The 24107-nt window shown below is 63.5% G+C and carries 21 protein-coding genes; 19 read left to right on the plus strand and 2 right to left on the minus strand.

Going from position 1 to position 24107, the window contains the following annotated elements; translation table 11 throughout:
- Window positions 1–3: 3 nt before the first annotated feature.
- The 19 genes from R3E77_14635 to R3E77_14725 all read left to right on the plus strand — a co-directional run bounded on the left by R3E77_14635 (window position 4) and on the right by R3E77_14725 (window position 22163).
- Window positions 4–3972 carry a hypothetical protein gene (locus R3E77_14635; GenBank protein ID MEZ5500646.1) on the plus strand — a complete coding sequence of 1323 codons (3969 nt, stop codon included), beginning with the start codon at window positions 4–6 and terminating at the stop codon, window positions 3970–3972.
- Window positions 3932–6358: a hypothetical protein gene (locus R3E77_14640; GenBank protein ID MEZ5500647.1), complete on the plus strand. Its 2427-nt coding sequence runs from the start codon at window positions 3932–3934 to the stop codon at window positions 6356–6358. The genes R3E77_14635 and R3E77_14640 overlap by 41 nt, the downstream gene beginning before the upstream one ends.
- Before the next feature lie 22 nt (window positions 6359–6380).
- Window positions 6381–6941 (plus strand): hypothetical protein, encoded by a 561-nt coding sequence (locus tag R3E77_14645; GenBank protein MEZ5500648.1) that lies wholly within the window; start codon window positions 6381–6383, stop codon window positions 6939–6941.
- A 24-nt stretch (window positions 6942–6965) separates the two neighbouring features.
- The gene (locus R3E77_14650; GenBank protein ID MEZ5500649.1) at window positions 6966–7622 is read left to right on the plus strand and encodes a response regulator transcription factor; all 657 of its coding nucleotides are present in this window, start codon (window positions 6966–6968) and stop codon (window positions 7620–7622) included.
- A gap of 95 nt (window positions 7623–7717) precedes the next feature.
- Complete coding sequence (locus R3E77_14655) at window positions 7718–8332, plus strand: lytic transglycosylase domain-containing protein (protein MEZ5500650.1); 615 nt, start codon at window positions 7718–7720, stop codon at window positions 8330–8332.
- Between the two features lie 260 nt (window positions 8333–8592).
- The gene (locus tag R3E77_14660) at window positions 8593–10365 is read left to right on the plus strand and encodes a S8 family serine peptidase (protein ID MEZ5500651.1); all 1773 of its coding nucleotides are present in this window, start codon (window positions 8593–8595) and stop codon (window positions 10363–10365) included.
- Window positions 10366–10417: 52 nt separating this feature from the next.
- Entirely contained in the window at window positions 10418–11809 is a 1392-nt protein-coding gene (locus tag R3E77_14665) for a histidine kinase (GenBank protein ID MEZ5500652.1), read from the plus strand.
- Entirely contained in the window at window positions 11802–12236 is a 435-nt protein-coding gene (gene gspG, locus R3E77_14670) for a type II secretion system major pseudopilin GspG (protein ID MEZ5500653.1), read from the plus strand. The genes R3E77_14665 and gspG overlap by 8 nt, the downstream gene beginning before the upstream one ends.
- Window positions 12237–12258: 22 nt before the next feature.
- Window positions 12259–13455: a type II secretion system F family protein gene (locus R3E77_14675; GenBank protein MEZ5500654.1), complete on the plus strand. Its 1197-nt coding sequence runs from the start codon at window positions 12259–12261 to the stop codon at window positions 13453–13455.
- A 5-nt stretch (window positions 13456–13460) separates the two neighbouring features.
- Window positions 13461–15140, plus strand: a complete 1680-nt coding sequence (locus R3E77_14680) for a GspE/PulE family protein (GenBank protein ID MEZ5500655.1) — start codon at window positions 13461–13463, stop codon at window positions 15138–15140.
- Window positions 15121–15939, plus strand: coding sequence for a hypothetical protein (locus R3E77_14685; protein ID MEZ5500656.1), 819 nt, complete (start codon window positions 15121–15123; stop codon window positions 15937–15939). The genes R3E77_14680 and R3E77_14685 overlap by 20 nt, the downstream gene beginning before the upstream one ends.
- Window positions 15936–16466 (plus strand): hypothetical protein, encoded by a 531-nt coding sequence (locus tag R3E77_14690; GenBank protein ID MEZ5500657.1) that lies wholly within the window; start codon window positions 15936–15938, stop codon window positions 16464–16466. Before R3E77_14685 ends, R3E77_14690 begins: the two co-directional genes overlap by 4 nt.
- A complete protein-coding gene (gene pilO / locus R3E77_14695; protein ID MEZ5500658.1) occupies window positions 16463–17086 on the plus strand; it encodes a type 4a pilus biogenesis protein PilO in 624 nt (207 codons plus the stop codon). The genes R3E77_14690 and pilO overlap by 4 nt, the downstream gene beginning before the upstream one ends.
- Before the next feature lie 3 nt (window positions 17087–17089).
- Window positions 17090–17605, plus strand: coding sequence for a hypothetical protein (locus tag R3E77_14700; protein MEZ5500659.1), 516 nt, complete (start codon window positions 17090–17092; stop codon window positions 17603–17605).
- Complete coding sequence (locus tag R3E77_14705) at window positions 17602–19926, plus strand: cohesin domain-containing protein (GenBank protein MEZ5500660.1); 2325 nt, start codon at window positions 17602–17604, stop codon at window positions 19924–19926. Before R3E77_14700 ends, R3E77_14705 begins: the two co-directional genes overlap by 4 nt.
- Complete coding sequence (locus tag R3E77_14710; GenBank protein ID MEZ5500661.1) at window positions 19923–20405, plus strand: type II secretion system protein; 483 nt, start codon at window positions 19923–19925, stop codon at window positions 20403–20405. Before R3E77_14705 ends, R3E77_14710 begins: the two co-directional genes overlap by 4 nt.
- 4 nt (window positions 20406–20409) lie before the next feature.
- Window positions 20410–20790 (plus strand): prepilin-type N-terminal cleavage/methylation domain-containing protein, encoded by a 381-nt coding sequence (locus tag R3E77_14715; GenBank protein ID MEZ5500662.1) that lies wholly within the window; start codon window positions 20410–20412, stop codon window positions 20788–20790.
- Window positions 20777–21289: a hypothetical protein gene (locus tag R3E77_14720; GenBank protein ID MEZ5500663.1), complete on the plus strand. Its 513-nt coding sequence runs from the start codon at window positions 20777–20779 to the stop codon at window positions 21287–21289. Before R3E77_14715 ends, R3E77_14720 begins: the two co-directional genes overlap by 14 nt.
- A gap of 181 nt (window positions 21290–21470) precedes the next feature.
- Window positions 21471–22163 (plus strand): response regulator transcription factor, encoded by a 693-nt coding sequence (locus R3E77_14725; protein ID MEZ5500664.1) that lies wholly within the window; start codon window positions 21471–21473, stop codon window positions 22161–22163.
- On the opposite strand, the gene gltX is transcribed toward R3E77_14725, so the two are convergent.
- Together gltX and R3E77_14735 are read right to left on the minus strand one after the other, a co-directional pair.
- Window positions 22157–23551, minus strand: coding sequence for a glutamate--tRNA ligase (gene gltX / locus R3E77_14730; protein ID MEZ5500665.1), 1395 nt, complete (start codon window positions 23549–23551; stop codon window positions 22157–22159). The two genes, R3E77_14725 and gltX, sit on opposite strands and share 7 nt — an antisense overlap.
- Window positions 23552–24103, minus strand: a complete 552-nt coding sequence (locus tag R3E77_14735) for a DUF937 domain-containing protein (GenBank protein MEZ5500666.1) — start codon at window positions 24101–24103, stop codon at window positions 23552–23554.
- Window positions 24104–24107: the final 4 nt, after the last annotated feature.

The raw sequence follows: 24107 nt of genomic DNA on the forward strand, positions 1-24107 counted from the left end.
GCCATGCGTAAATCCACTCTTACATTGCTGTTGCCGATATTGCTTCTCGTTTCGCTGGCCGCGGGAGCGGCACCTACAGAACAGCAACAGCAGTTCGACCATTTGACGACGGGCTTTGAGCTCCTCGGCAAGCACCGCGAAGTCAACTGCGAGCTGTGCCACGTCAATGCCGTGTTCTCCGGCACGCCGCGCGACTGCGCCGCCTGTCATGCCAAGGGCACGCAGATCAACGCCACGCCGAAACCGTCGACTCACATACTCAGCACCGACCGTTGCGACGCCTGCCACAACGAAACCACGTTCACCCCGGCCGTGCGTTTCGACCACTCGGACGCGCTCGGCAGCTGCGAGACCTGCCACAACAACGTGCAGGCGACCGGCAAGCCGGACACTCACATTCCGACCACCCAGGGTTGCGAAGCCTGCCACAAGACTTCGGCCTGGCTGCCCGCGGCCTTCGATCACGCCAATGTCACGGGCAACTGCGTCAGCTGCCATAACGGCACCAAGGCGACCGGCAAGAACCAGGGCCACATCAATTCAACCGACTCCTGCGAGTCCTGTCATAGCGTCAATTTCTGGGTGCCACCGACACGCGTCGATCACGCCCAGGTCATCGGCGCCTGCTTCAGCTGTCACAACGGCACCGATGCCACGGGCAAGTCGCAGAACCACATCCAGAGCGACAACAATTGCGAGCGCTGCCATTCGACCACGGCCTGGGTGCCCTCGAGCTTTGATCACACGGGTGTCACCGGCAACTGCTACAGCTGCCACAATGGCACGCAGGCGACCGGCAAGGCGCCCGATCACATCAGTTCGACCAATCGCTGCGAGAGCTGCCACACCTTCACCGCCTGGGTACCGGCGACAAAGGTTGATCACAACGAAGTCACCGGCAGCTGCTTCAGCTGCCACAACGGCACCACGGCCACCGGCAAGACACAGAATCACCCGGCCACCGACAACAATTGCCAGAACTGCCATGCAACGACCGCCTGGCTGCCGGCGAACGTGAACCACGATGGCATCACCGGTAATTGTTTCAGCTGCCACAACGGCACGGGCGCCACGGGCAAGAACCAGGGCCATATCAACTCGACCAATACCTGCGAGGGCTGCCACTCGGTCGTGAGCTGGGTGCCGGTGACGCGCGTCGACCATACCCAGGTGACCGGCAGCTGCTTCAGCTGCCACAACGGCACGACCGCCACGGGCAAGAGCCAGAACCACATCGCGAGTGACAACAGCTGCGATAACTGCCATAGCACCAACGCCTGGATACCGGCCAACTTCAGCCACAACGGCATATCGGGCAATTGCTTCAGCTGTCACAACGGCACCGATGCGACCGGCAAGAACCAGGGTCACATCAATTCGACGAATACCTGCGAGGGTTGCCACTCGGTCGTGAGCTGGGCGCCGGTCACGCGGGTCGATCACACCCAGGTCACGGGCGCGTGCTTCTCCTGCCACAACGGCACGACCGCGTCGGGCAAGACCCAGAACCACATTCCGAGTGACAACAGCTGTGACAACTGCCATAGCACCAACGCCTGGCTACCGGCGAACTTCAGCCACAATGGCATCACCGGAAGTTGCTACAGCTGCCATAACGGCACGCAGGCGACTGGCAAGAACACCAATCACATCGCCAGCAGCAACAACTGCGAGACCTGCCATACCGTAACGGCCTGGCGGCCGGTGACGCGCGTCGATCACACTCAGGTCACGGGCAGCTGCTTCAGCTGCCACAACGGCACCACGGCGACCGGCAAGACGCAGAACCATATTCCGAGCAGCAACAACTGCGAGACCTGCCACGCGACGACGGCCTGGCTGCCGGCCAATTTCAGTCATGCGGGTATCACCAACAACTGCTTCAGCTGCCACAACGGCACGCAGGCCACGGGCAAGAACCAGGGCCATATCGCGAGCGACAACAGCTGCGAGGGCTGCCATACGACCAATGCCTGGATCCCGGCGAACTTCAACCACGCGGGCGTCACCGGCAATTGCTTCAGCTGCCACAACGGTACGGATGCCACCGGCAAGAACCAGGGCCACATCAATTCGACCAATACCTGCGAAGGCTGCCACTCGGTCGTCGCCTGGAAGCCGGCAACGCGTGTCGATCACACGCAGGTCACCGGCACCTGCTTCAGCTGCCACAACGGCACGACCGCCACGGGCAAGTCGCAGAATCACCCGGCGAGCGATAACAGCTGCGAGAACTGCCACAGCACCAGCGCCTGGCTGCCTGCGAATTTCAACCACAACGGCATCACGGGCAATTGCTTCAGCTGCCACAACGGCACCGACGCCACGGGCAAGAACCAGGGCCATATCAACACGAGCAATACCTGCGAGGCCTGTCATACGGTGAACGTCTGGAAGCCGGTCTCGCGCGTCGATCACACGCAGGTGACGGGCACTTGCTTCAGCTGCCATAACGGCACCAATGCCACAGGCAAGAACCAGGGCCATATCAATTCGTCGAACAACTGCAGCAACTGCCATTCGACCACGACCTGGATTCCAGTCACGCGCGTCGATCATACCCAGGTGAGCGGCACCTGCTTCAGCTGTCACAACGGTTCGATCGCCACCGGCAAGTCGCAGAACCATATCGCGAGCGACAACAACTGCCAGAATTGCCACGCCACCACCGCCTGGCTGCCGGCCAACTTCAGCCACAACGGCATCACGGGCAATTGCTTCAGCTGCCATAACGGCACCAATGCCACGGGCAAGAACCAGGGTCATATCAACTCGACGAACACCTGCGAGAACTGCCACACCGTCGCGGCGTGGAAACCGGTCTCACGCGTCGATCACACCCAGGTGACGGGCAGCTGCTTCAGCTGTCACAACGGCACGACGGCGACCGGCAAGTCGCAGAACCATATAGCGAGCGACAACAACTGCCAGAACTGCCACACCACGACGGCCTGGCTGCCGGCGAACTTCAGCCACAACGGCATCACGGGCAACTGCTTCAGCTGCCACAACGGCACCGATGCCACCGGCAAGAACCAGGGCCACATCACGTCGACCAATACCTGCGAGGCCTGCCATACGGTGGCCGGCTGGAAGCCAGTGTCGACCGTCGATCACGCCCAGGTGACGGGGACGTGCCAGAGCTGCCACAACGGCACGATCGCGATGGGCAAGAACCCGACGCATATCAACAGCACCAACAACTGCGCGTCCTGCCACTCGACGGCCGCCTGGCGTCCGGCACTGCGCGTCGATCACACGCAGGTGAGCGGCACCTGCTTCAGCTGCCATAACGGCACCACGGCCACCGGCAAGACGCAGAACCACATTCCGAGCGACAACAACTGCGACACTTGCCACACCACCAACGCCTGGCGGCCGGCCGTGTTCGATCATGCGGGCGTTGCGCCGGGCACCTGCAGCACTTGCCACAATGGCATTCGCTCGACGGGCAAGCCGACCAACCACGTGCAGACGAATTCCGAGTGCGACGTCTGCCACAGCACCACCGCCTGGCTGCCGGCGGGCTTCGACCATACCGGCGTGACGACCGGCTGCAACAACTGCCACAACGGCACCTCGGCGACGGGCAAGCCGACCGGCCACATGCAGACGAGCCGCGAGTGCATCTACTGCCATTCGGTCACGGCCTGGACACCGCTCACCTTCCGGCATACCTCGTCGGAGTATCCGGGCGATCACCGACGGGCGACGACCTGCACCAGTTGCCATACGACCAACACGGACCAGGCAACATGGAGCAATGCAACCTATCGCCCGGCCTGCGCGGGCTGCCATGCGGGTCAATACAAGTCCGATCCGCACAAAAAATACGGCAATACGAGGTACACCGTTTCCGAGCTGCGTAATTGCTCGGGCGCCTGTCATATCTACACCGATTCGACCCTGACCACGATCTCGAGCCGCCGCAATGGCCCGCAACACCGAGTTACTGACAACGGCTTCAATTAAGGGTCGGGCACTTGCGGCCATTACGCTCCTCGCCAGTGTTGTGTCGAGCACGACACTGGCGCAGGGCGTCACGCGGCTGGTAGACACCGTCGATGTCAGCGCGGCCGAGCGCAACGTCAACATCTACCTGCAGTTCAACTGTTCGCTGCGCTACCTGTCGCACTCACCGGCGGATCTCGGCAAGGAAGTCACCGTGCGCATGCGCCTCGGCGCGGATTGCGGCACGCCGCAATTCATTGGCGGTGAGCGACCGCCGCTGGTGGGCGGCGAGGATTTCGTGCGCAGCGTGCGCGTCGAGGACTCGGTACCTGGCGAGGTGCTGATCACCATCGGCTGGAAGTACGAGTCGCACTTCGTGTGGGCGCCAACGACCGACGGCCGTGGCTTTCGTTTTCGCCTGCTCGATGCCCTACCCGCCAAACCGGCGTCGGTACGGATCCAGGAATTCGACCAGCCCTATAGCGGTCTTGCGGTCAATCTCGATTCATCGCGCAACGAGTTCTCGCAGACCGACATCGACGCGGCGAGCGCCTTCCTTGGCCTTCCTGCCCGCGTCTCGACGCTGGAGCTCGAGGGCGTGATCTGGTATCGCCTGCGCGTAGGCCCCATCGCGAACGATCGCGACGCCAAGCGCCTCCTTGGCAAGGCCAAGGAGCAATACCCCCGCGCCTGGCTCGGTATCGACGACGACGAATCCGTCACCATGGCCGATGGAGGTACGCTGGTCGATCCCAGCGTTGCGGCCACTGTACCGGTCGATCCGCCACTATCCGACGCCGAGCGCAATGCCTTGCTGGACCAGGCGGAAACGGCGCTGCGCAAGAAGGACTACCCCAAAGCGGTGGAGCTGCTCACCAAACTGACCCGCCAACCGGAATTCCTGCAGCGCGCCAAGGCGCAGGAATTGCTGGGTCTTGCGCGCGAGCGCTCCGGCCAGCTCGCGCATGCCAAGGCGGAGTACGAGGAGTATCTGCGCCGCTATCCCGACGGCGAGGCCGTCAGGCGCATTCGCTCGCGCCTGCGCGCGCTGCGCTTCGCGGGGCGGGCGGGCAAGCGTGGGACACGCGATGTCTTCGGTGCATTCGAGCATGGCTGGAGTTTTCGGGGCGGTGCTTCGCAGCTCTATCGCTGGGAACGATTCACCCTGGACGCCCCGGAAGTGGCGATCGATCGCCAGAGCCAGAATGCCGTGTATACGGACGGCGATTTCATCTCCCAGTACCGCGGCGATCGCTTCGATTTCATCGGACGCGTGACCGCGGGTTTCGCCAAGGACATGCTGACCGGCGGACCGGGCGATGAAACCCGGGTCTCCTATGCCTATGCCGAACTCAGCGATCGCGAGCGCGGCCTGACCGGCCGGGTCGGTCGCCAGGCACGCAACGCCGAGGGCCTGCTCGGCACCTTCGACGGTCTGCACCTGTCATACCAGCTGAAACCCAGTGTCACGGTCAACGCCGCGGCCGGTTTCCCGGTCGAATCGACTCGCCAGTCGCCGACGACTGCGCGCCAGTTCGTCGGCCTGTCCGCCAATTTTGGCCCCTTCAACGACAAGTGGGACTTTGGTACCTTTGTCGTTGGCCAGCAGTATTCGGGCGACACCGACCGCCGTGCCGTCGGCTTCGAAGGTCGTTACTTCGTGCCGGGGCGCACGCTGATCGCGCTCGTCGATTTCGACACCTACTTCGGTACGCTCAATACCGCAGTGCTGATGGGCAACTGGTCGCTGCCCGCGCGCTGGACGCTGAGCTTCAACCTCGATCACCGCAATGCGCCCGTGCTCACCACCCGCAACGCGCTGATCGGTCAGCCCGTGGCGACACTCGCGGAATTGCGGACGCTGTTCAGCGACGATGAAATCCGCCAGCTTGCGGAGGATCGCACGGTGCTGAGCGATCTCTATACGGTCTCGCTCGCGCGCCCGCTCGGCGAGCGTTTCCAGCTATCGCTCGACGCCTATGCCACGCGCTATGCCGATACGCCGGCCTCCGGTGGTGTAGCGGCGACGCCCGAGTCGGGCCTCGATATGACCTATCAGCTGCAGCTGTTCGCGGCGAGCTGGTTACGCTCCGGCGACCTGTTCTCGCTCACGGCGCGGCATCAGAGCAGCGATGCCTTCGATCTCGACTCCGTTGGCCTCGCGGCCCGACTGCCGGTCGCGCAGAATTGGCGCCTGGGGCCGCGTCTGCGCGTCGATATGCGCACCACCCGCGTCGATGCCGCCGATGAAATACTCTACGTACCGGCATTGCGCCTCGATTACCAGCGCGGGCCGAGTTGGTTCGAATTCGAAGCCGGGGCGGAACTCGGCCAGCGGGATATTCCTGCGGACAAAGAGAAATCACGCAGATATTATTTTGGGATTGGCTACCGTTTCAATTTCTGACCACTTGCGGAAAGTTGCGATCATGATCCGGCTGCTGCCGACATTGGCAGTCGCGGCCTGTGCCGCTGCGCCGGTGCCCGACGCGCAGGTCTTTCTCGACCCCAATACCGGCGTAACGCTGACCATCGCGCACGAACCCATCGTCTTCGCGCGCGAACGAAAGGACGTGGCCGCCAACGCACGCGACTATCTGACGGCAACCGCCGTGTCGGAGAATCGCGCTGGTAGCATCAATACCGTCCTCGTCGTCTATCGCTGGTCGACCATCGACTCTCGCGTGGGCGGCGAAATCGAAACGGACCTGACCAAACTGGTCGTCGTCGCCGACGGCCGCGATATCCGCTTTCCGGCCATGTCCGAGGTGCTGGACAGTTTTCGCACCGAAACGCGCTTTGGCGCGCCGCCGGTCAGCCAATACTCCACCGGCGCATTCGCCATCGACTGGGCCACATTGAATTACATGGCGGGCAGCGAGCACCTGGCAGCGTTTTTCGACGGCGACAAGGCGACACGACCCTATGGTTTGTGGCAGGATGGCCGGCAAGCACTGCGGGAGTTCCTGAGCGAAGTCCCAGAAAAATAATCCCCGCTGACGGCTCCATCGGTCATGGAACACTCGCGCAAGCCCCGAATCATCATCATCGAACAACCGGGCCTGCTGCGCGATGGTCTGCAGCAGCTCCTGGATGCGGACGACCAATTCGAACCCGTCGACGTCTTCGATTCGGCCGACCATGCGATCAACAACGTCTCGGAGCGCGGCGTCGAACTCGCCATCATCACCCTCACCAACGACGCCGGTGGCATCGAAACCATCCGCCAGTTGCGCACGGCCTATCCACAACTGCCACTGCTCGCTCTGACGTTCCTGCGCGACTACACGGTCGTCGATGCCGCCCTGCGTAGCGGCGCCGACGGTTATGTCCTTAAGGACGACCCGCACGATGAACTGCGCCTCGCGATGCGCAGTCTCCTCGACGGCCGGCAGTACCTGAGCCCCGGTATCTGCCGCGACATCATTCGCATCCTGATGCGTAGCCCCATGGCGCGTACACGTGCGGAGGATGACAGCCTGAGCCGGCGGGAACGTGAAGTCCTGCAGCTGGTCGCGAGCGGCCTGCGGACCCGGGAAATCGCCGATCTGCTGGCGCTCAGCCCCAAGACCATCGAGAAACACCGCGGTTCCCTGATGCGCAAGCTCGGGCTACGCAGCGCCGCCGCTGTCACCGCCTACGCAATTGCCAACGGCTACTGCAACCCCTGACGCACAGGTAACGGGCCTGAGGGATCGGTAGAACGACGCAGCTACAGTCCTTTCCTACCTAGTCATCGCGGCGGAATTGGGTTCTGCTGTCGTGCATGAGGCTCGGCACGATAATCTGGCTGGCAGCGGCGTGCTGGCTTGGCGCAACGTCGGCCTCGGCGTCGGATATCTTCTATTACGTCGACGCCAAGGGCACCGCCCACTACTCGAATGTCCCGACCGAATCACGTTACGAGTTGATCCTCAAGGCGGCGCCTGAGTACTCCAAGGCGGGCGAGCGTATTTCACCCCGCATGCTGGCGCGCGCCAGCCAATACGACGAAATCATCGAACGTGCCGCGGACAGCGCTGATGTCGCTGCGGAATTGCTGCGCGCGGTCATCGTGGTCGAATCTGGATTCAATCCCAATGCCGTCTCGCCGAAAGGCGCGCGTGGCCTCATGCAATTGATGCCGGCAACAGCGCGCACGCTCGGCGTTCGCGATCCCCATGACCCGGCGCAAAATGTCGATGCGGGTGCGCGATACCTGCGTCGGCTGATGGATCGATTCGGCAATGATCTGCAGCTCGCGTTGGCTGCCTACAATGCCGGGACCGCAGCGGTCGAGCGCTATGGAAAACGCATTCCCCCCTACCGCGAAACCCGGGAATACGTTCCGAAAGTCCTTGATTTATACAATAAATTGCGCGGCTTGACCGAATCGGGCTGAACTACAGTCTTTCCCTACCGGACCTTGGGGCCATCGCCTAGCGCGGCTAAGCGATCGACCCAGCTGTCAGCGCCCGTCCCAGGGCCTAGTCTGGCATGCAAGGAGCGCCAAGCACGGGCGGCAGTAACAGGGAGTGCTGCAGCCTTGCCGAATGTGCGCAGACAATCGCAATGTCAGGGACCGCGTTGACCCAGCTGATCCAACCTACCGCCGCAGATCGTCAACCGGGACGCCCGCTCGCGCATCCGGGCGGACGCTTGATGGCAGCGGCATGCCTGGTCATATGCTTGAGTGCCTGGCTGGCCGGATCGCCGCGCCCGGCGGCCGCCGCAACCAAAGACTCATCCGCTGCGATCGAACTGCAGGCCGCGCTCGATCGTGCTGGCGATGCCGAGCCCATTGCGGTGATTGCACGACTGCAGCGCAGCGCAGCGCCTGAGGCTTTTCGCAAAGTGCCGTACTGGGACGGCGGCGAATCACCGGCTCGGGTCGCGCGTGTTCGTCAGCGTACCCGCGCCGCGCTGGTACGCGATCTGCGCACGCAGGCCGAACTGCGCGGCAATGACCTGGTGCAAATGCTCGAGGCCGCGGGCGCCACCAACGTCCAGCTGATCTGGTCGGCCAATGCCGTCGCGCTGCGCGCGCCACGCGGCGTCATCTGGCAGTTGCTCGCCGACTCGCGCATCCTCGATGTGCGGCTCGATGCCGTGCGCCAGGCACCGATAGGCATCAGCGCGCAGGCGGCAGCCGCCGAATGGAATATCGACGCGCTGCGTGCGAGTGAACTCTGGGACGCGGGCATCGAAGGCCAGGGAATCGTCATCGCAAGTCTCGACAGCGGCGTTGATGACCAGCATCCGGACCTGGCCAGCGCCTACCGTGGCGGCAACAACAGCTGGTACGACCCCTACGGACAGCACGCGACACCTGCCGATCTGCTTGGTCACGGCACCCAGGTGATGGGGCTCATGGTCGGTGGCAGCGCCGGCGGTACGGCCATTGGCGTTTCGCCGCAGAGCCAATGGATCGCCGCGAAAATCTTCGATGACTCCGGCCGGGCACTCGAGAGCGCGATCCTGCTCGCATTCGACTGGCTGCTGGACCCCGACGGCGATCCTGCGACCGACGATGCGCCCGATGTCGTCGTCAATGCCTGGGACATCGCCGATGAGAATACCTGTTCGTCGGTATTCGCCGATGCCATCGCGGCACTGAAGGCCGCAGACATCAGCGTCGTCTTCTCGGCCGGCAATTACGGCCCGGCCGCGGCGACCAGCGTCTCGCCGGCCAATCTCACGGGCATCATGAGTGTCGGTTCGGTCGATCGCAGCGGCGCCGTCTCCGGATTCAGCAGCCGCGGACCGTCGGCCTGCGACGGCACGATATTTCCCAAGGTCGTCGCCCCCGGCGAGGATCTGCGAACTGCCGACTTCTCCGCTGGCGGCAATCCTGTCTACGCCAATGTCACCGGCACATCCTATTCCGCACCCCAGGTTGCTGCCGTCAGCGCGCTCCTGCGCAGCGGCCGGCCGACCGCAACCGCCGGCGAAGTCGAAGCCGCCATCGCCGCCACGGCGCGCGATGTCGGTGTGCCCGGGCCGGATAACGACAGCGGCTACGGATTCGTCGATGCGGTGAGTGCGCTCGATGCCATTGCGAAACCCATCGACGATGACAACGATGGTTTCCCGCTGCAGACCGACTGCAACGACCAGGATGCGAGCATTCATCCGGGCGCTCCCGAAGCGCGGCGTGATGGCATCGATCAGGACTGCAATGGTTTCGACCTCACCATCGACGTCAAATACGCGGTCTATTCGCACGACGGCAAAAGCCTGAACGTGCGCGTAACGAGTGCACTCGGCCCGGACGCGAATCTTGAAATCGTCGACGTAGGCTCGATGACCTGGCGTGAATCACGTCGCGACTGGGTTTACCAGGCCAGTGCCGGCGCCGTGCAGGACGTATTGACGATCCGCGGTCCCGAAGGCGAGGTTCAGGATCGGCCGCGCCAACCTACGCGCAGACGCTAAAGGTCATGGTGCACAGGGATTTGCACCGTCACAGCAACGAGGGAAATGGAAGATGAGCGAAGCATACGAAGAATCGCTGGCGGCATTCGCGCCGGAGTCCCTGTCGATCGCCGAGCCCGCGCGAACCATCGGCAACGGCGTGCGTATCACGCGGCGCATGTTGCGCAACGGCCCTGCAAGCGACGGCAACCGGACCGGCAGGACGCGCAAGCAGCTGAACGACGCCATTGCCCGCGCCAAGCTCGAGTGGGAATCGACAGCTGACTCGCTCGCGGATGTGGTGTGCCTGCTCGATCCGGGCATGACCATCGTACGTGCCAACCGCACCGTCGAGCGCTGGAGTCTCGCCACGGTCATGGACGCAGCCGGCCGCTCACCGCATGCATTGCTGCACGGCGATTGCAGTGACGATGCCTGTTCATTGCGCAAGCAGATGCGGGCCGCCTGGCAACGGCTGGCCGAAGTTACCGAAACGGAGTTCGCGCACAATGTTGCGGTTCGGGGCGACGAGCGTCGCCTGCGCTTTCGGCTGCGCCTGCTCGCGAGGGACGCTGCCACGCGCGAGGTCCGCGACCCAGGTGCGGTGCTGGTCATTTCCGATACAACCGAGCTCCACCAGGCGCGCGATGCATTGCAGTCGCTCAATGCTGAGCTCGAGGACCGTGTCAGGGAGCGCACGGCCAAACTGAGGAGCACCAACCGTGTGCTGCGTAACGAAGTGCTGCGGCGCGAAAACGCAGAACGCAAATTGCGCGAATCGCATTCGGAGCTCGTGCTGCTGTCCGAACGCCTGATCGATGCGCAGGAATCTGAGCGGCGACGCATCGCACTCGAGCTGCACGATTCGGTTGGACAGACCTTGAGCGCGCTCAAATATTCTCTGGAGCGCGCCGTGCAGCTGCTCGCAGCGGGTCAAGCCGACGACGCCGGTAAGGCGCTCGATCTTGCCGTGCGCGGCGTGCGCGCGGTTGCGGAGAGCAGCCGCAACATCGCCATGAACCTGCGACCCACGGTGCTCGACGATCTCGGAGCTGCGTCGGCCGTATCGTGGTTCTGTCGCGAATTCGGCGAAATCTATACCCGGCTCGATGTGCACTGCGACGTTGCGGTCGATGACAGGCAGATTCCGGATCGACTGGATACGGAAATCTTCCGCTGCGTACAGGAGCTGCTCAACAATGTCGCCAAGCATGCACGTGCGCGTCGCGTCAATGTCGCGCTGCGCATGGATGATCTCACCCTGAACCTCGACGTGCGCGACGACGGCATTGGTTTCGACCGCGCCGCCGTGACCAGCCAGGGGCATGGCCTGCGCAATGTCCGCGAGCGTGCGGAGTTGAGCGGCGGCGCCTTCACGATCGACTCGCCACCGAGGGGCGGTACCGTGGCAAGAATCGAATGGCGTCTCCTGCCTGACGAAGTGGAGGGCCACGATCATGCATGACGTTCGATCCACACATGGCGTCACGGCGGCCGGCTTTACGCTGCTCGAGTTGCTGGTGGTGATGGTAATCGTGGGCCTGCTGGCCGCGTTCGTTGCGCCGCGTTACTTCTCGCAGGTCGGCAAATCGCAGGTCAAGGCGGCGCGCGCGCAGATCAATGCGCTCGAATCCGCCCTCGATCAGTTCAGGCTCGACGTCGGGCGCTATCCGACCACCGAAGAAGGTCTCGCGGCACTCAATGCGGCACCCGCAACCGCGCCAGGCTGGGCGGGGCCCTATCTGAAAAAGGCGGTTCCGAAGGATCCCTGGGGCCGCGAGTTCATTTACCAGGAACCGGGCACTCGCACGGAGATAGACCTCTACTCCTACGGCAAGGACGGCCGGGCGGGCGGCACCGGCGAGAGTGCCGACATCGGCAACTGGGAATAGCCAGACGGCCAATCGACCGACCATGCGCTTCATAGCCAAAACCGTAAAGACCGACTCGAGCCTGACCGAGCAGTTGATCGAGGCAATCGACGAGACCGATGCGCGTCGGCAGCTGACGGCCGATGGCAGCGCCATCATCAGCATGCGCGAGGAGCGCGACTACTCGATAGGCGCTGCGTTTACAGCGCGTGGCACCCGCGTTCCGCTGATCAGCTTCAGCCAGGAACTCATTGCGCTGCTGGATGCCGGTCTGTCGCTGGTCGAAGCCATCGACACGCTGGCGGAGAAGGAGACGAATCCGGCGATCGAGCGGTCCCTGGCGGCCATTCGTGCACGATTGTTCGAGGGTCGGCCGCTGTCGCTCGCCCTCGAGGAGCAGCCGCGGAATTTCCCGCCACTGTATGTGGCGACCATACGGGCCAGCGAACGCACCGGTGATATTCGCGAGGCGCTGACCCGCTTTATCGCCTATCAGCAGCAAATCGACGTACTCAAGAAAAAAATCATCAGCGCTTCGATCTATCCCCTGGTGCTTTGCACGGCGGGCCTGCTGGTCATCGTTTTCCTCATCGGCTACGTGGTGCCGCGGTTCAGCGCAATTTACGAGGACATGGGCGGCAACCTGCCCTTGGCCTCGCGACTGCTGATGCAATGGGGCCGGCTGGTCGATGGTCATGCCGCCCTCATCGGGCTCGTTGCCGCCGCTGCGATAGCGGCGATCGGCTATCTCGTCACCCGCAGCTCGGTGCGTGCCGCGGTAGTCAATCGCATCGCACGCATTCCGAGCGTTGGACAGCACCTGCAGGTGTATCAGCTGGCGCGCCTCTACCGCACGGTCGGCATGCTGCTGCGCGGTGGCATGCCCGCGGTGACCGCCATCACCATGTCGGAGGGTCTGCTGAGCGCCGCGCTTCGCCCGGCCCTGCAGTCTGCGCTGCAGGCGGTGCGCGAAGGACGCTCGTTGGCGCAGGCGATGCAGGATCACGGCCTCACGACACCGGTCGCGGTGCGGATGCTGAGAGTGGGTGAGCGCACCGGCAACATGGGCGAGATGATGGAGCGCATCGCTGCCTTCTATGACGACCAGCTCGCGCGCCTCGTCGACATCCTCACCCGCCTGATCGAACCGATACTGATGGCGTTCATCGGCCTCATCATCGGCCTGGTCGTGATGCTGATGTATTTCCCGATATTCGAACTCGCGGGGGCGATCCAGTGAGCGCCGTGGCGCAACAACGCGGCCTCGACGAGCTCATCGTCGGCGCAGCCATCGCCGAGGCGCGCCGCAGCGGCGAGCCCGTGCTGGACGTCCTGCAGCGCAGCTCCGGGCTCGATTCGCATGATCTCGGCACGGCCCTTGCCGCGATGTTCCAATACGAATTCATCGGAGGCGACAAGCTCGGCGAGCTGACGCCGAATTTCACGCAGCTGTCTCCCGCCGAATCGGCGCGACGCCTTTGCGTCGTGGTCGACGGCAACACGATGCTCCGCGCGGTGTTCTGCAATCCCTTCGATGACAAGCTGCGTCCCTGGCTCGAAGCCCGGATCGATGCGCCGCTCGAGTGGGTGCTCGCCGGACGCGGCGAGCTGTCTGCCTATATCGGTCGCCACGGGCGCTCGGTGCGCGCGGTCGACTCGGCGGCGAAGGACATCTCGGGAGCGCTGCAACGCGATAAGCAGATCAAGCTCGATGACCTGTCACTGGTTTCGATCAGCCAGGACGCGAGCCCGATCGTCAAGCTGGTTCACTCTACGTTGTACGACGCGCTTCGCAGCGGCGCGAGCGACATCCATATCGAAACGACCGCAGCCGGCCTGGTCATACGCTACCGGTTAGACGGCGTGCTCATGTCCGCGACCGAGGTATCGGGCGCCGATGTTGCCGAGCAGGTCATTTCCAGGATCAAGGTGATGTCGGAACTCGACATCGCGGAACGCCGCATCCCGCAGGATGGCCGCTTCAAGATCGCCATCGACAGCCGACCGATCGATTTTCGCGTATCGATCATACCCAGCATCTTCGGCGAGGACGCGGTGGTGCGTATCCTCGACAAGCAGGCGATTACCAATCGCATGCAGGGCCTTAGGCTCGACGGGCTGGGTTTCGAGCCCCGGATCGTTCACGAGCTGCGTGTACTCGCCGCGCGCCCGCACGGCATGCTGCTGGTCACGGGACCAACGGGCAGCGGCAAGACGACGACGCTCTATGCGGCCATTTCCGAGACCAACAACGGCCAGGACAAGATCGTCACCATCGAAGATCCGGTCGAGTATCAATTGGCGGGCGTGCTGCAGATTCCCGTCAACGAAAAGAAGGGCCTCACCTTCGCCCGCGGCCTGCGCTCGATACTGCGTCATGACCCGGACAAGATCATGGTCGGTGAGATTCGCGACACCGAGACGGCGCAGATCGCGATCCAATCGGCGTTGACCGGTCACCTCGTGTTCACCACGGTGCACGCAAACAATGTCTTCGACGTACTGAGCCGGTTCGTGCATATGAACGTCGATGCCCATAGTTTCGTCGCCGCGCTGAATGGCATTCTTGCGCAACGGCTGATCCGGGTGATCTGCGAACAGTGCTCGGAGGCCGTGCCGCCGGCCCGCCACCTGATTGACCAGTCTGGCATCTCGGGCGTGGCCGCAGCGTCCTTCGCATTTCGCCGCGGCCGCGGCTGCCGTCATTGCCGCGGCAGCGGCTACCGTGGTCGCGTCGCCATCGGCGAGCTGCTGGTGCTGAATGACGAACTGCGCGAAGCCATCGTCTCGCGCGTGCCGGTCCGGCAGCTGAAGGAGATGGCCGTGCGCGCGGGCGTGCGCCTGATCCGCCGCTCCGCCGTCGAGCTGGTGCGGCGCGGAATCACTACACTCGAGGAGGCGAATCGTGTCACCTCTATGGCGTGACGAAGTGGGCATCTGCCTGACGCCGCATTCGGTGCTGCTGAATCGCGTCGCACGGGGACTGCACCCCAAGGTTGTCGCGAGCGAGACCCTCGAGATACACGAAACCGGCAGCGGCAGCTGGACCACGGCTGTCGTGCGGCTGCGCCAGGCGTTGCAGGATACCCGCTGGCAGAACGCGAATCTGCGCATCGTCGTCGCCGACATGTGGGCACGCTATTGCATCATCCCGCCGCACCCTGAACTTGCGACCGACGAGGAGCGGCTGCGCTTTGGCGAACATTCGCTGCGCGAGATCTTCGGCGAATCCATGAAGGACTGGGCAAGTCAGCTGGCGCGCACGGCCGACGATAGGCCGGCCATCGCCTGCGCCCTGCCGCGCGCCATGCTCGAAGAAATCCTGGAAATCTCCTCGGCGGCACGCCTGAAGCTCCTGTCGTTGCAGCCACACCTGGTCTACGCCTTCAATCGCGTGCACGATCGCATTCCTGACGACTCGGCCTGGTTCGTATCCATCTACGACAGCACGCTGAGTGCCGTGCGCATCGAGGCGCGCTGCTGGGCCGAGGTCCGATCCGTTCGAATCGGCAAGAACTGGGCTGACGAAATCAAACGGCTGCAGGCGTTCGGCCGACTGCTCAATGGCCAACAGGCCGCGACCAGGGTCCTGGTCGACGCGCCGCTGTGGTTGCGCAATGTGGGCACGGCATTCACCGACGGGCTCGAGTGGCTGGAGCCGCAGGCTGGAAGAGCGCCGACCTCCCTCGAGCAGCTGTCGCAGCAACGGGAGTTGCTGGCATGAGCGCGCGACCGGTACACCTCGATTTCATCGAGCAGCCGCGACGCCGCAGTGTCGCCGGGTTGTTGGCGAGCGTCACTGCGCTGGCCTGCCTCCTTGCCACGGCGTATTGGGCGCAATCGCTTGGCGACGAGGCGCAAGGGCTCGAGCTGCGCCTCGCAGCCTTGCAACCGGCCGCGACGAAGGACGGTGCCAGCGCCGAGCGGCAGGGTCGCGTCAGCGCGGCGCTGCAGGCTGCCATCGGTGAGCTCAATACGCCCTGGTCCGAGCTGCTCGGCGATCTCGAGGCTGCGACCAAGGACAGCCACGACGACATCGCGCTGCTCGCCATCGAACCGGACCGTGAACACGGCAATCTCAGGCTCGCCGCAGAAGCGCGCAGTCTTCCGGCCGCGCTCGCCTATGTGCAGCGCCTGCAGCATTGCGCGACCCTGCGGATGCCGGTGCTCGATCACCACGAGATCCAGGTGAAGGAGCGCGAACGCCCGGTCAGATTCCAGGTGACCGCGCGCTGGAGCGCCGCGCGATGAACGCGATCGTCGCGAATATCCGACGCCTGATGGCTGTACGCCATGGCGGCTCCGCGCTCACCACCCGGTCGCTCGCCAGTCGCTTCAACCGGCTCGCCGTACGGCTGCGCGATCCGCAACTCATCCTGAAAATGGACCGATCGGCGTTGGTTGCATTCGCATTGGTCGTGGCGACCATCGGATTGCTGCTGGGCGCCGTCAGACCCCTCCAGCAACGTGTCACCGAACTCGGCAGCCAGCTGTCAGCGCTTGCCAGCCAGCCAGGTGGCGCCGCTGCGGGTCCGGCACGGGCAACGGATGCGGCCAAGGTGCTGCGCCAGTTGCCGAGGCGCGATGACCTGCCGGCAATGGTCGCGACCATCGCGAGCAAAGCCGACGGTGCGGGACTCGAACTCATTCGTGGCGACTACGCCATCAAGACCCGCAAGGACGATGCCCTCGCGCGCTATGTGATCACGCTGCCGGTGGTTGGGGACTATCCAAAGGTCAAGCGATTCGTGGACGACGTGCTGGTATCGCTGCCCGCCATCTCGCTCGAGAGCATGAAGCTGCGTCGCGATGACGTTGCCGAGGCGAACGTGCAGGTGGACCTGCAATTCGTGGTTTTCGTAAGGGACTAGCCCATGAAAGCACTCACAGGCCCCAAACCAACCAGCCGTCGCCCGATGTTGTTGGTTGCCGTCGCGCTGACCGCGCTCGTCCTTTACATCAATGCGCCCGACGATGACACGACCGTGAGCGCCGCGCCCGATCGCCCGGCTCGGTCCATGCCGCGCACTGCCAGGGCGCGCGATTCCGCCGCGACCCGCCTCGAACTGCCGGAACGAAAATCGGCCGCGGCCAGCCTGTTGAATCTCTTCGCCAATCACAGCTGGTACGTTGCGCCGCCGCCACCACCGCCCGTGGTCGTCAAACCCGCCAAGCCAACGGCGCCACCCCTGCCCTATGAACTGATGGGCAGCTATGAGCAAGCGGGCCAGCCTACGGTTTACTTTCTGGTCAAAGGCGATCGCGTCTTCGACGTGCGCGATGGCCAGACGCTCGAGACCAATTATCGAATTGATGGCGTGCAGAACGGGCGCCTTGCAATCACCTACCTGCCGCTCGACGAGAAGCAGTGGCTCAACATTGGGAGATGAACGCGATGTTTTCGCGACTTATAACAATAACAACCATCGCGATTCTGGCCACCTGCGGACTCGCCGGCTGTGCCAGCGAGAAGTTGCACCGCGACGGTCTGGACGCAATCGAATCCGGGCAGTATGAAGAGGGCCTGCGCAAACTCGAAGATGCGGTTGCGCAGAACCCGGGCAACCTCACCTACAAGCTCGATCTGCACGGTCGCCGCGAGAACGTCATACAGAAGCTCATCGCGATCGCCGACAAGGCAAGGGCCGATGGCAAGTACGATCTGGCCGAGCAGACCTATGCCCGGGTACTTGCGATCGACGCCGGCAACGATCGCGCCCAGCGTGGTCGACAGCTGGTCAAGGACGACCGCCGCCACGCCGACATGATTGCCAAGGCCCGCATCGACGTGGAGCGTCGCGACTACGACCAGGCCGAAGCGCGGCTGCGCACCGTGCTCGCCGAGAACCCGGGTGCTGCGGCCGCCAATGCCTTGCGCGCTGAAATCGACCGCCTGCGCGGCCCCCGGACCGTGACCCCGAAGCTGCAGAGTCGGGACAACCGCCCGGTGACACTGCAGTTCCGCGACGCGAGCACCAAGATGGTATTCGAAGTCCTGGCGCGCCAGACCGGTATCAACTTCATCTTCGACAAGGACGTCAAGAGCGATGGCAAGACCACCATCTTCGTGCAGAACGTACCGGTCGAGCAGGCCATCTCGCTCATCCTCGGGCAGAACGCACTTGCGCAACAGGTGTTGTCGGACAACATGGTGATCATCTACCCAAATGTCGCGAACAAGCAGAAGGAATACCAGGACCAGATCATCAAGACCTTCTACATCGCCAACAGTGATCCGAAGCGCGCCATGGAAATGCTGAAGACCATGCTGAACGCGCGCACGCTGTTCGTCGACGATCGCGCCAATGCGGTGATCATGCGCGATACGCCCGAGGCGATTCGCATGGCCGAGCGCCTGCTCGCCTCCATCGACGTGCCCGAAGCCGAAGTCATGATGGAAGTGGAGGTGCTCGAGATCACCCGCAGCAAGCTGCAGCAGCTCGGTGTGCGCTATCCGAATCAGGTGACATTGAATCCAACACCGCTCGCGGGCAATCCGCTCGTGTTGCGCGACCTGGCGGACCAGGACGATACGACGATTACGGTCAGCAATGTCCCCGTGACGATCGATCTGCGCAAGGAAACGGGCATCACGAACATTCTCGCGAGCCCCCGCATCCGTGCGCGCAATGGCCAGGAAGCCAAGGTGTTGATCGGCGACCGCGTGCCCGTGATCACGAACTCCGTGACACCCACCGCGGGGGGCACCGCCGTTGTCACGGGTAACGTCCAATATGTCGACGTGGGCTTGAAGCTGGAAGTACAGCCGACGATTTATCCCGACAATGACGTAGCCATCAAGGTGGAGTTGGAGGTCAGCAATATCGTCCGCGAGATCAGCAACACCAACTCCGGAACCCTCGCCTACCAGATTGGTACGCGCACCGCATCGACCGTGCTCAGGCTGCGCGACGGCGAAACGCAGATCCTCGGTGGCCTGATCAGCGACCAGGATCGCCGTGACTCGAGCCATATCCCGGGCATCGGCGATCTGCCGGTGCTGGGACGCCTGTTCGGCTCCAACACGACCAGCGCCGACAAGAAGGAAATCGTGCTGTCCATCACCCCGCGCATCATCCGCGCACAGCCGCGCGCGGGCAGTGAGAACACCGAGTTCTGGTATGGCACGGAATCGTCGTTGCGGTCGGCGCCCCTTGCTGCGCCGGCAATCCAGGTCGGCGGCGGAAGTGCCAGCAGCTCGTCGGTGCCGGCAACGGTTGCGCCACCGGGTAGTGGTAGCGGTACGCCTGACGATGCCACGGGCGATGGCGGCAACAGCGACGACACGGCAACGGCACCGGAACCGCCGACCCGGCCAACGCTGCAATTGAACGGCCCCGGACAGGTGAGCGTCGGCCAGAGTTTCGAGGTTCAGTTCGCCGTGAGCAATCTGCGTAGTGTGGCATCGGTCAATGCGATGCTGCGATTCGATCCACAGGTCCTCGAGTTGCAAGGCGGAACTGCCGGCGACCTGATACCCGCCGAAAAAGGCGCCGAACCCCAGGGTGCAGCCGGTGGTGGGCGCGCCGTCTTCCAGGTGGACGGCGTGGAACTGTCGGGCGACGGCTCGCTCTTCACGGTGCAGTTCAAGGCCTTGCAGCCGCGGCCGCAGACCATGATTGCCGTGCAGCAATTTACGGCCAACGATGCGGGTGGCAGCCTGGTTGGCGCCATGGCACCGCGTCCGCTGATCGTGGTGGTCGCTCCGTGATACTTCGGCGCGAAGCACGAGGCTTCACGCTGATCGAGCTGATCATCACGGTCGCCATCATCGGCTTGCTCGCAAGCGCCGCCTTCCCGTTGGCCCAGATGGTGAGCCAGCGGATCAAGGAGCAGCAGCTGCGCGTGGCGCTACGCGACATTCGCAATGCCATCGATGCCTACAAGCTGGCGGTCGAGCAGGGGCACGTGACTCGCGCCGTCGACGCAAGCGGCTATCCGCCTTCCCTCGACGTACTGGTCGAGGGGACGGAAGACCTGCTCGATCCGAACCTCAGGCCCATGTATTTCCTGAGGCGCATGCCCCGCAATCCGTTCTTTCCCGACGCATCGGCCGACGCGGCTGACACCTGGGGCCTGCGCAGCTATGAGAGTCCTCCGCAGGATCCGGCGCCGGGCGATGATGTCTACGATGTGTATGCGCTGAGCGGCCGAACGGCGCTCGATGGCAGCCACTACAGCGACTGGTGATCTGATGTCCGCAAGACGCATTCCGGGGTTCACGCTGATCGAGCTGCTGGTCGTCGTCGCCATCGTCGCCACGTTGCTGATGATTGCGACACCTCGATATTTTCGCAATCTCGAGAAGACTCGCGAAACCGTTCTGCAGCAGGATCTCGTCGCCATGCGTGATGCCATTGATCACTATGCAGGTGACAAGGGACGATTTCCCGAGAACCTGCAGGCACTCGTTGCCGAACGCTATCTGAAGATCCTGCCCAAGGACCCGGTTACCGGTGCAGCCGACACCTGGGTCATCGTGGATAGCGATGACCCGGAAATGCCCGGTATTCGCGACGTACGCAGTGGAGCTGAAGGTGTCGGGCCATCAGGTACGCCTTTTGCCGAGCTCTGACCTAGCTGGCGCGCGCTCGCGCGGCGGCGGCAAGCGCAACAGCCGTGGCTTCAGCTACCTGTTCGTGCTCGTGCTGGTCGCCGTACTCGGCATGACCGCGGCGGCGGCCGGCACAGTATGGTCGGCGACCGTGCAGCGCGAGCGCGAACAGCAGCTCCTGTGGGTCGCGCGACAGTATCTGCGCGCCATCGAAAGCTATCACCTGAACGGACCCGGCGGCGCACGTGGCTATCCGCGAAGCATCAGCGACCTCCTCGAGGACCGTCGTGGCCCCATTCTGATGCGCCATCTGCGCCGCGCCTACGATGACCCGATGCTGCCAGGCACGCCGTTGCAGCTCGAGCGACTGCCCGATGGGTCGATCATCGGCCTGCGCAGCTCGTCCCGCGCTAAGCCATTCAAACAGAAGGGATTTCCGCCCGGCATGGAAAATCTGGAGGGTGCCGACTGCTATTGCGACTGGGTGTTCACTTATGCGGCCGTACGCTCTGCATTATGACGCGAAGTCATCCGCGAGATCCGACAGCCGGAACTGCGGTGCAGTCGTTGGTCCAGGCAGGCGCCAAGGGAGTATCATTTGTTACTAATAATCAATAATTTTCGCGAGCCGGTGAAGGGCTACGCGCGTAGCGTTGAATAAACAAACGCCAGAGAATTCGTCAACCGGGCAGGTATCCGTCATGGGCGAGGGCAAGATACGCCTCGTGCTGGTGGATGATCATCCCATTCTGCGCCAGGGACTGCGCGCACTCCTCGAGCTGGAAGCGGATATCGTGGTCGTTGGCGAAGCGGGCGACGCCGAAGAGGCCTGCAATGTCGTTGGCCGCACCGAGCCCGACCTCGTCATCTCGGACATCGGCCTGACCGAATCCTCCGGCATCGACCTGATCGCACAGCTGCGCCGAGTGTTGCCACAGCTGCGCATTCTCATGCTGAGCGCGCACTGCAGCGAAGAATACATTCGCGCCTCCTTCGCCGCCCAGGCCGATGGTTACATACTCAAGGATTCGAGCCGCGCCGAATTGCTCGTAGGCATACGCAAAGTCGCCCGTGGTGAGCGCTACCTGTGCTCTGCGATCGAAGAACGCGTGCTTGGCTCTTTCGTTCGCGGCCACGCCAAGGCCGTCGATCCATTGCGCCACATCACGGATCGCGAGAAGGAAGTGCTGACGCTGGTCGCGAGTGGCATGTCCAACAAGCAGATTGCGCGGCAACTGGATCTTTCCACGAAAACGGTCGAAAAGCACCGTTCGAACCTGATGCGAAAGCTCTCGCTGCACAACACGGCGGCGATCACGATGTTTGCCGTGCAACATGGCCTCGTCAAGGCGGCCGCGCCCGGCGTCGCCGAGCTGCCGCAGTCCGATCAGTAGCGCGCGAGCAAAGCTTCGATTCGCGCCACCGTGCGCTCTCGGCCCAGCAGCTCCACGGTGACGTCGATCGGTGGCGAGACAGCCACACCCGCAAGCGCCACCCGCAATGGCTGCGCAATCTTGCCAAGACCTGCACCGCGCTCTGCTGCGAGAGCGGCCAGGCAGTCGTGTATCGAGGCCTTCGACCAGGAGGCCAGTGCCCGGAAACGCCCGAGGAGCCCTGCCAGCACTTCGCGACCGGATTGATCGACATGCTTGGCCAGTGCCTTCGGGTCGTAGTCCACCTGCTCGACGAAGAAGAAGCGGCTGGCATCGGCCATGTCGACCAGCGTCTTCGCCCTTTCCCGCTGCGCATCCGCGACGGCCGCCGCATAGTCGCGATCCGTCACCGACACGCCGATGCGCGCCAGCTGCAGGATGAGTGCCGCGCCGAGTCGCTCGCTGCCTGCGCGCATGATGTGCTGCTGGTTCAACCACTGTAGCTTCTCGGGGTTGAAAGCCGCCGCAGACTTGTTGACGGCAGCGATGTCGAAAGCGTCGATCAACTCCGACATGGTGAACACCTCCTGGTCGCCATGCGACCAGCCGAGCCGGACGAGGTAGTTGAGCAGGGCTTCGGGAAGATAGCCCTGCTCTTCATATTGCAGGACGCTCACTGCGCCGTGACGCTTGGACAGCTTCGCCCCGTCCGGCCCCAGGATCATCGGCACATGTGCGTAGGCCGGCGGAGTCGCGCCAAGTGCGCGCAGCATGTTCAGCTGTCGCGGCGTGTTGTTGAGGTGGTCGTCGCCGCGGATGACATGGGTTACGTTCATGTCGAGGTCATCGACCACCACGCAGAAATTGTAGGTCGGTGTGCCGTCGGAACGCGCAATGATCAGATCATCGAGCTCGTTGTTGTCGAAATTGACCGGACCATGTACCAGGTCGTCGACCACCGTGCTGCCCTCGAGGGGGTTGCGAAATCTGACCACCGGATCGACCCCGGGGCGCGGTTCGGTACGGTCGCGGCAGCGCCCGTCATAGCGGGGCTTTTGCTTGAGTGCCTGCTGCTGCGCACGCAACTGGTCGAGTTCCTCACGTGTGCAATAGCAATGGTAGGCATGGCCGTCACGCAACATGCCGGCGATGACCTCACGGTAGCGATCGAAGCGCTGGCTCTGAAAATACGGTCCCTTGTCGTGATCGAGGCCGAGCCAACGCATGCCATCGAGGATGACCCTGACCGCCTCGTCGGTGGATCGTTCGCGGTCCGTATCCTCCACGCGCAGGATGAACTCGCCGCCACAATGGCGCGCGTACAGCCAGCTGAAGAGCGCCGTGCGCACGCCGCCGATGTGCAGCATGCCGGTCGGACTCGGCGCAAAGCGGGTGACGACCCTCGCCATTCAGCGTCGCAGGAATTTCCCGGCAAGATCGAGCAGATCATCGGCAATGGAACCATCGCCGTCGGCGTCGAGCAGCGCGCCCAAGGGCGAGCGGCCCGCGGCGGGTGCGTTTCGAGTCAGGCCAGCCAGCGCACCCTGCGAGTGCTGCTTGCCGAGCGAACCCAGCACGAGGCCCGCGATCATGGGCAGCATCTGCTTGACGACCGCAGCGCCGACACCGGTGTTGCTGCCAACGCGATCTGCAAGCGAGCGACTGACATCCTTGCTACCGAGAATGTGCCCGAGAATGCCATTGCCGTCCGCAATGCCTGCAGCCGATCCCAGGGACGACAGATCGTCGAGATAGCGCTGGTGATTGCCGCCGGCCAGCGCTCCGAGTAATGCCTCGAGACCACCCGAGGACTGGCTATTGCGCGCAAGCCCCTGGCCCAGCACCTGGGTGATCTGCGCGATGGCATCCTGGGTCTGCCCAGGTTGCGTACCGAACTGCCGTGCCATTTGCGAAACGAGCGAACCGCCGCCCGCTGCCAATACTGATTCGATGAGGTTCATCCGC

Source organism: Steroidobacteraceae bacterium (assembly GCA_041395505.1).
Classification (GTDB): domain Bacteria; phylum Pseudomonadota; class Gammaproteobacteria; order Steroidobacterales; family Steroidobacteraceae; genus JAWLAG01.

What these genes read in the sequence shown, in the direction of transcription:
- R3E77_14635 (MEZ5500646.1), top strand. Translation starts at nt 4, where the DNA reads ATGCGTAAATCCACTCTTACATTGCTGTTGCCGATATTGCTTCTCGTT.
- R3E77_14640 (MEZ5500647.1), top strand. Translation starts at nt 3,932, where the DNA reads ATGGCCCGCAACACCGAGTTACTGACAACGGCTTCAATTAAGGGTCGG.
- R3E77_14645 (MEZ5500648.1), top strand. Translation starts at nt 6,381, where the DNA reads ATGATCCGGCTGCTGCCGACATTGGCAGTCGCGGCCTGTGCCGCTGCG.
- R3E77_14650 (MEZ5500649.1), top strand. Translation starts at nt 6,966, where the DNA reads ATGGAACACTCGCGCAAGCCCCGAATCATCATCATCGAACAACCGGGC.
- R3E77_14655 (MEZ5500650.1), top strand. Translation starts at nt 7,718, where the DNA reads ATGAGGCTCGGCACGATAATCTGGCTGGCAGCGGCGTGCTGGCTTGGC.
- R3E77_14660 (MEZ5500651.1), top strand. Translation starts at nt 8,593, where the DNA reads ATGGCAGCGGCATGCCTGGTCATATGCTTGAGTGCCTGGCTGGCCGGA.
- R3E77_14665 (MEZ5500652.1), top strand. Translation starts at nt 10,418, where the DNA reads ATGAGCGAAGCATACGAAGAATCGCTGGCGGCATTCGCGCCGGAGTCC.
- gspG (MEZ5500653.1), top strand. Translation starts at nt 11,802, where the DNA reads ATGCATGACGTTCGATCCACACATGGCGTCACGGCGGCCGGCTTTACG.
- R3E77_14675 (MEZ5500654.1), top strand. Translation starts at nt 12,259, where the DNA reads ATGCGCTTCATAGCCAAAACCGTAAAGACCGACTCGAGCCTGACCGAG.
- R3E77_14690 (MEZ5500657.1), top strand. Translation starts at nt 15,936, where the DNA reads ATGAGCGCGCGACCGGTACACCTCGATTTCATCGAGCAGCCGCGACGC.
- pilO (MEZ5500658.1), top strand. Translation starts at nt 16,463, where the DNA reads ATGAACGCGATCGTCGCGAATATCCGACGCCTGATGGCTGTACGCCAT.
- R3E77_14700 (MEZ5500659.1), top strand. Translation starts at nt 17,090, where the DNA reads ATGAAAGCACTCACAGGCCCCAAACCAACCAGCCGTCGCCCGATGTTG.
- R3E77_14705 (MEZ5500660.1), top strand. Translation starts at nt 17,602, where the DNA reads ATGAACGCGATGTTTTCGCGACTTATAACAATAACAACCATCGCGATT.
- R3E77_14715 (MEZ5500662.1), top strand. Translation starts at nt 20,410, where the DNA reads ATGTCCGCAAGACGCATTCCGGGGTTCACGCTGATCGAGCTGCTGGTC.
- R3E77_14725 (MEZ5500664.1), top strand. Translation starts at nt 21,471, where the DNA reads ATGGGCGAGGGCAAGATACGCCTCGTGCTGGTGGATGATCATCCCATT.
- gltX (MEZ5500665.1), bottom strand. Translation starts at nt 23,551, where the DNA reads ATGGCGAGGGTCGTCACCCGCTTTGCGCCGAGTCCGACCGGCATGCTG.
- R3E77_14735 (MEZ5500666.1), bottom strand. Translation starts at nt 24,103, where the DNA reads ATGAACCTCATCGAATCAGTATTGGCAGCGGGCGGCGGTTCGCTCGTT.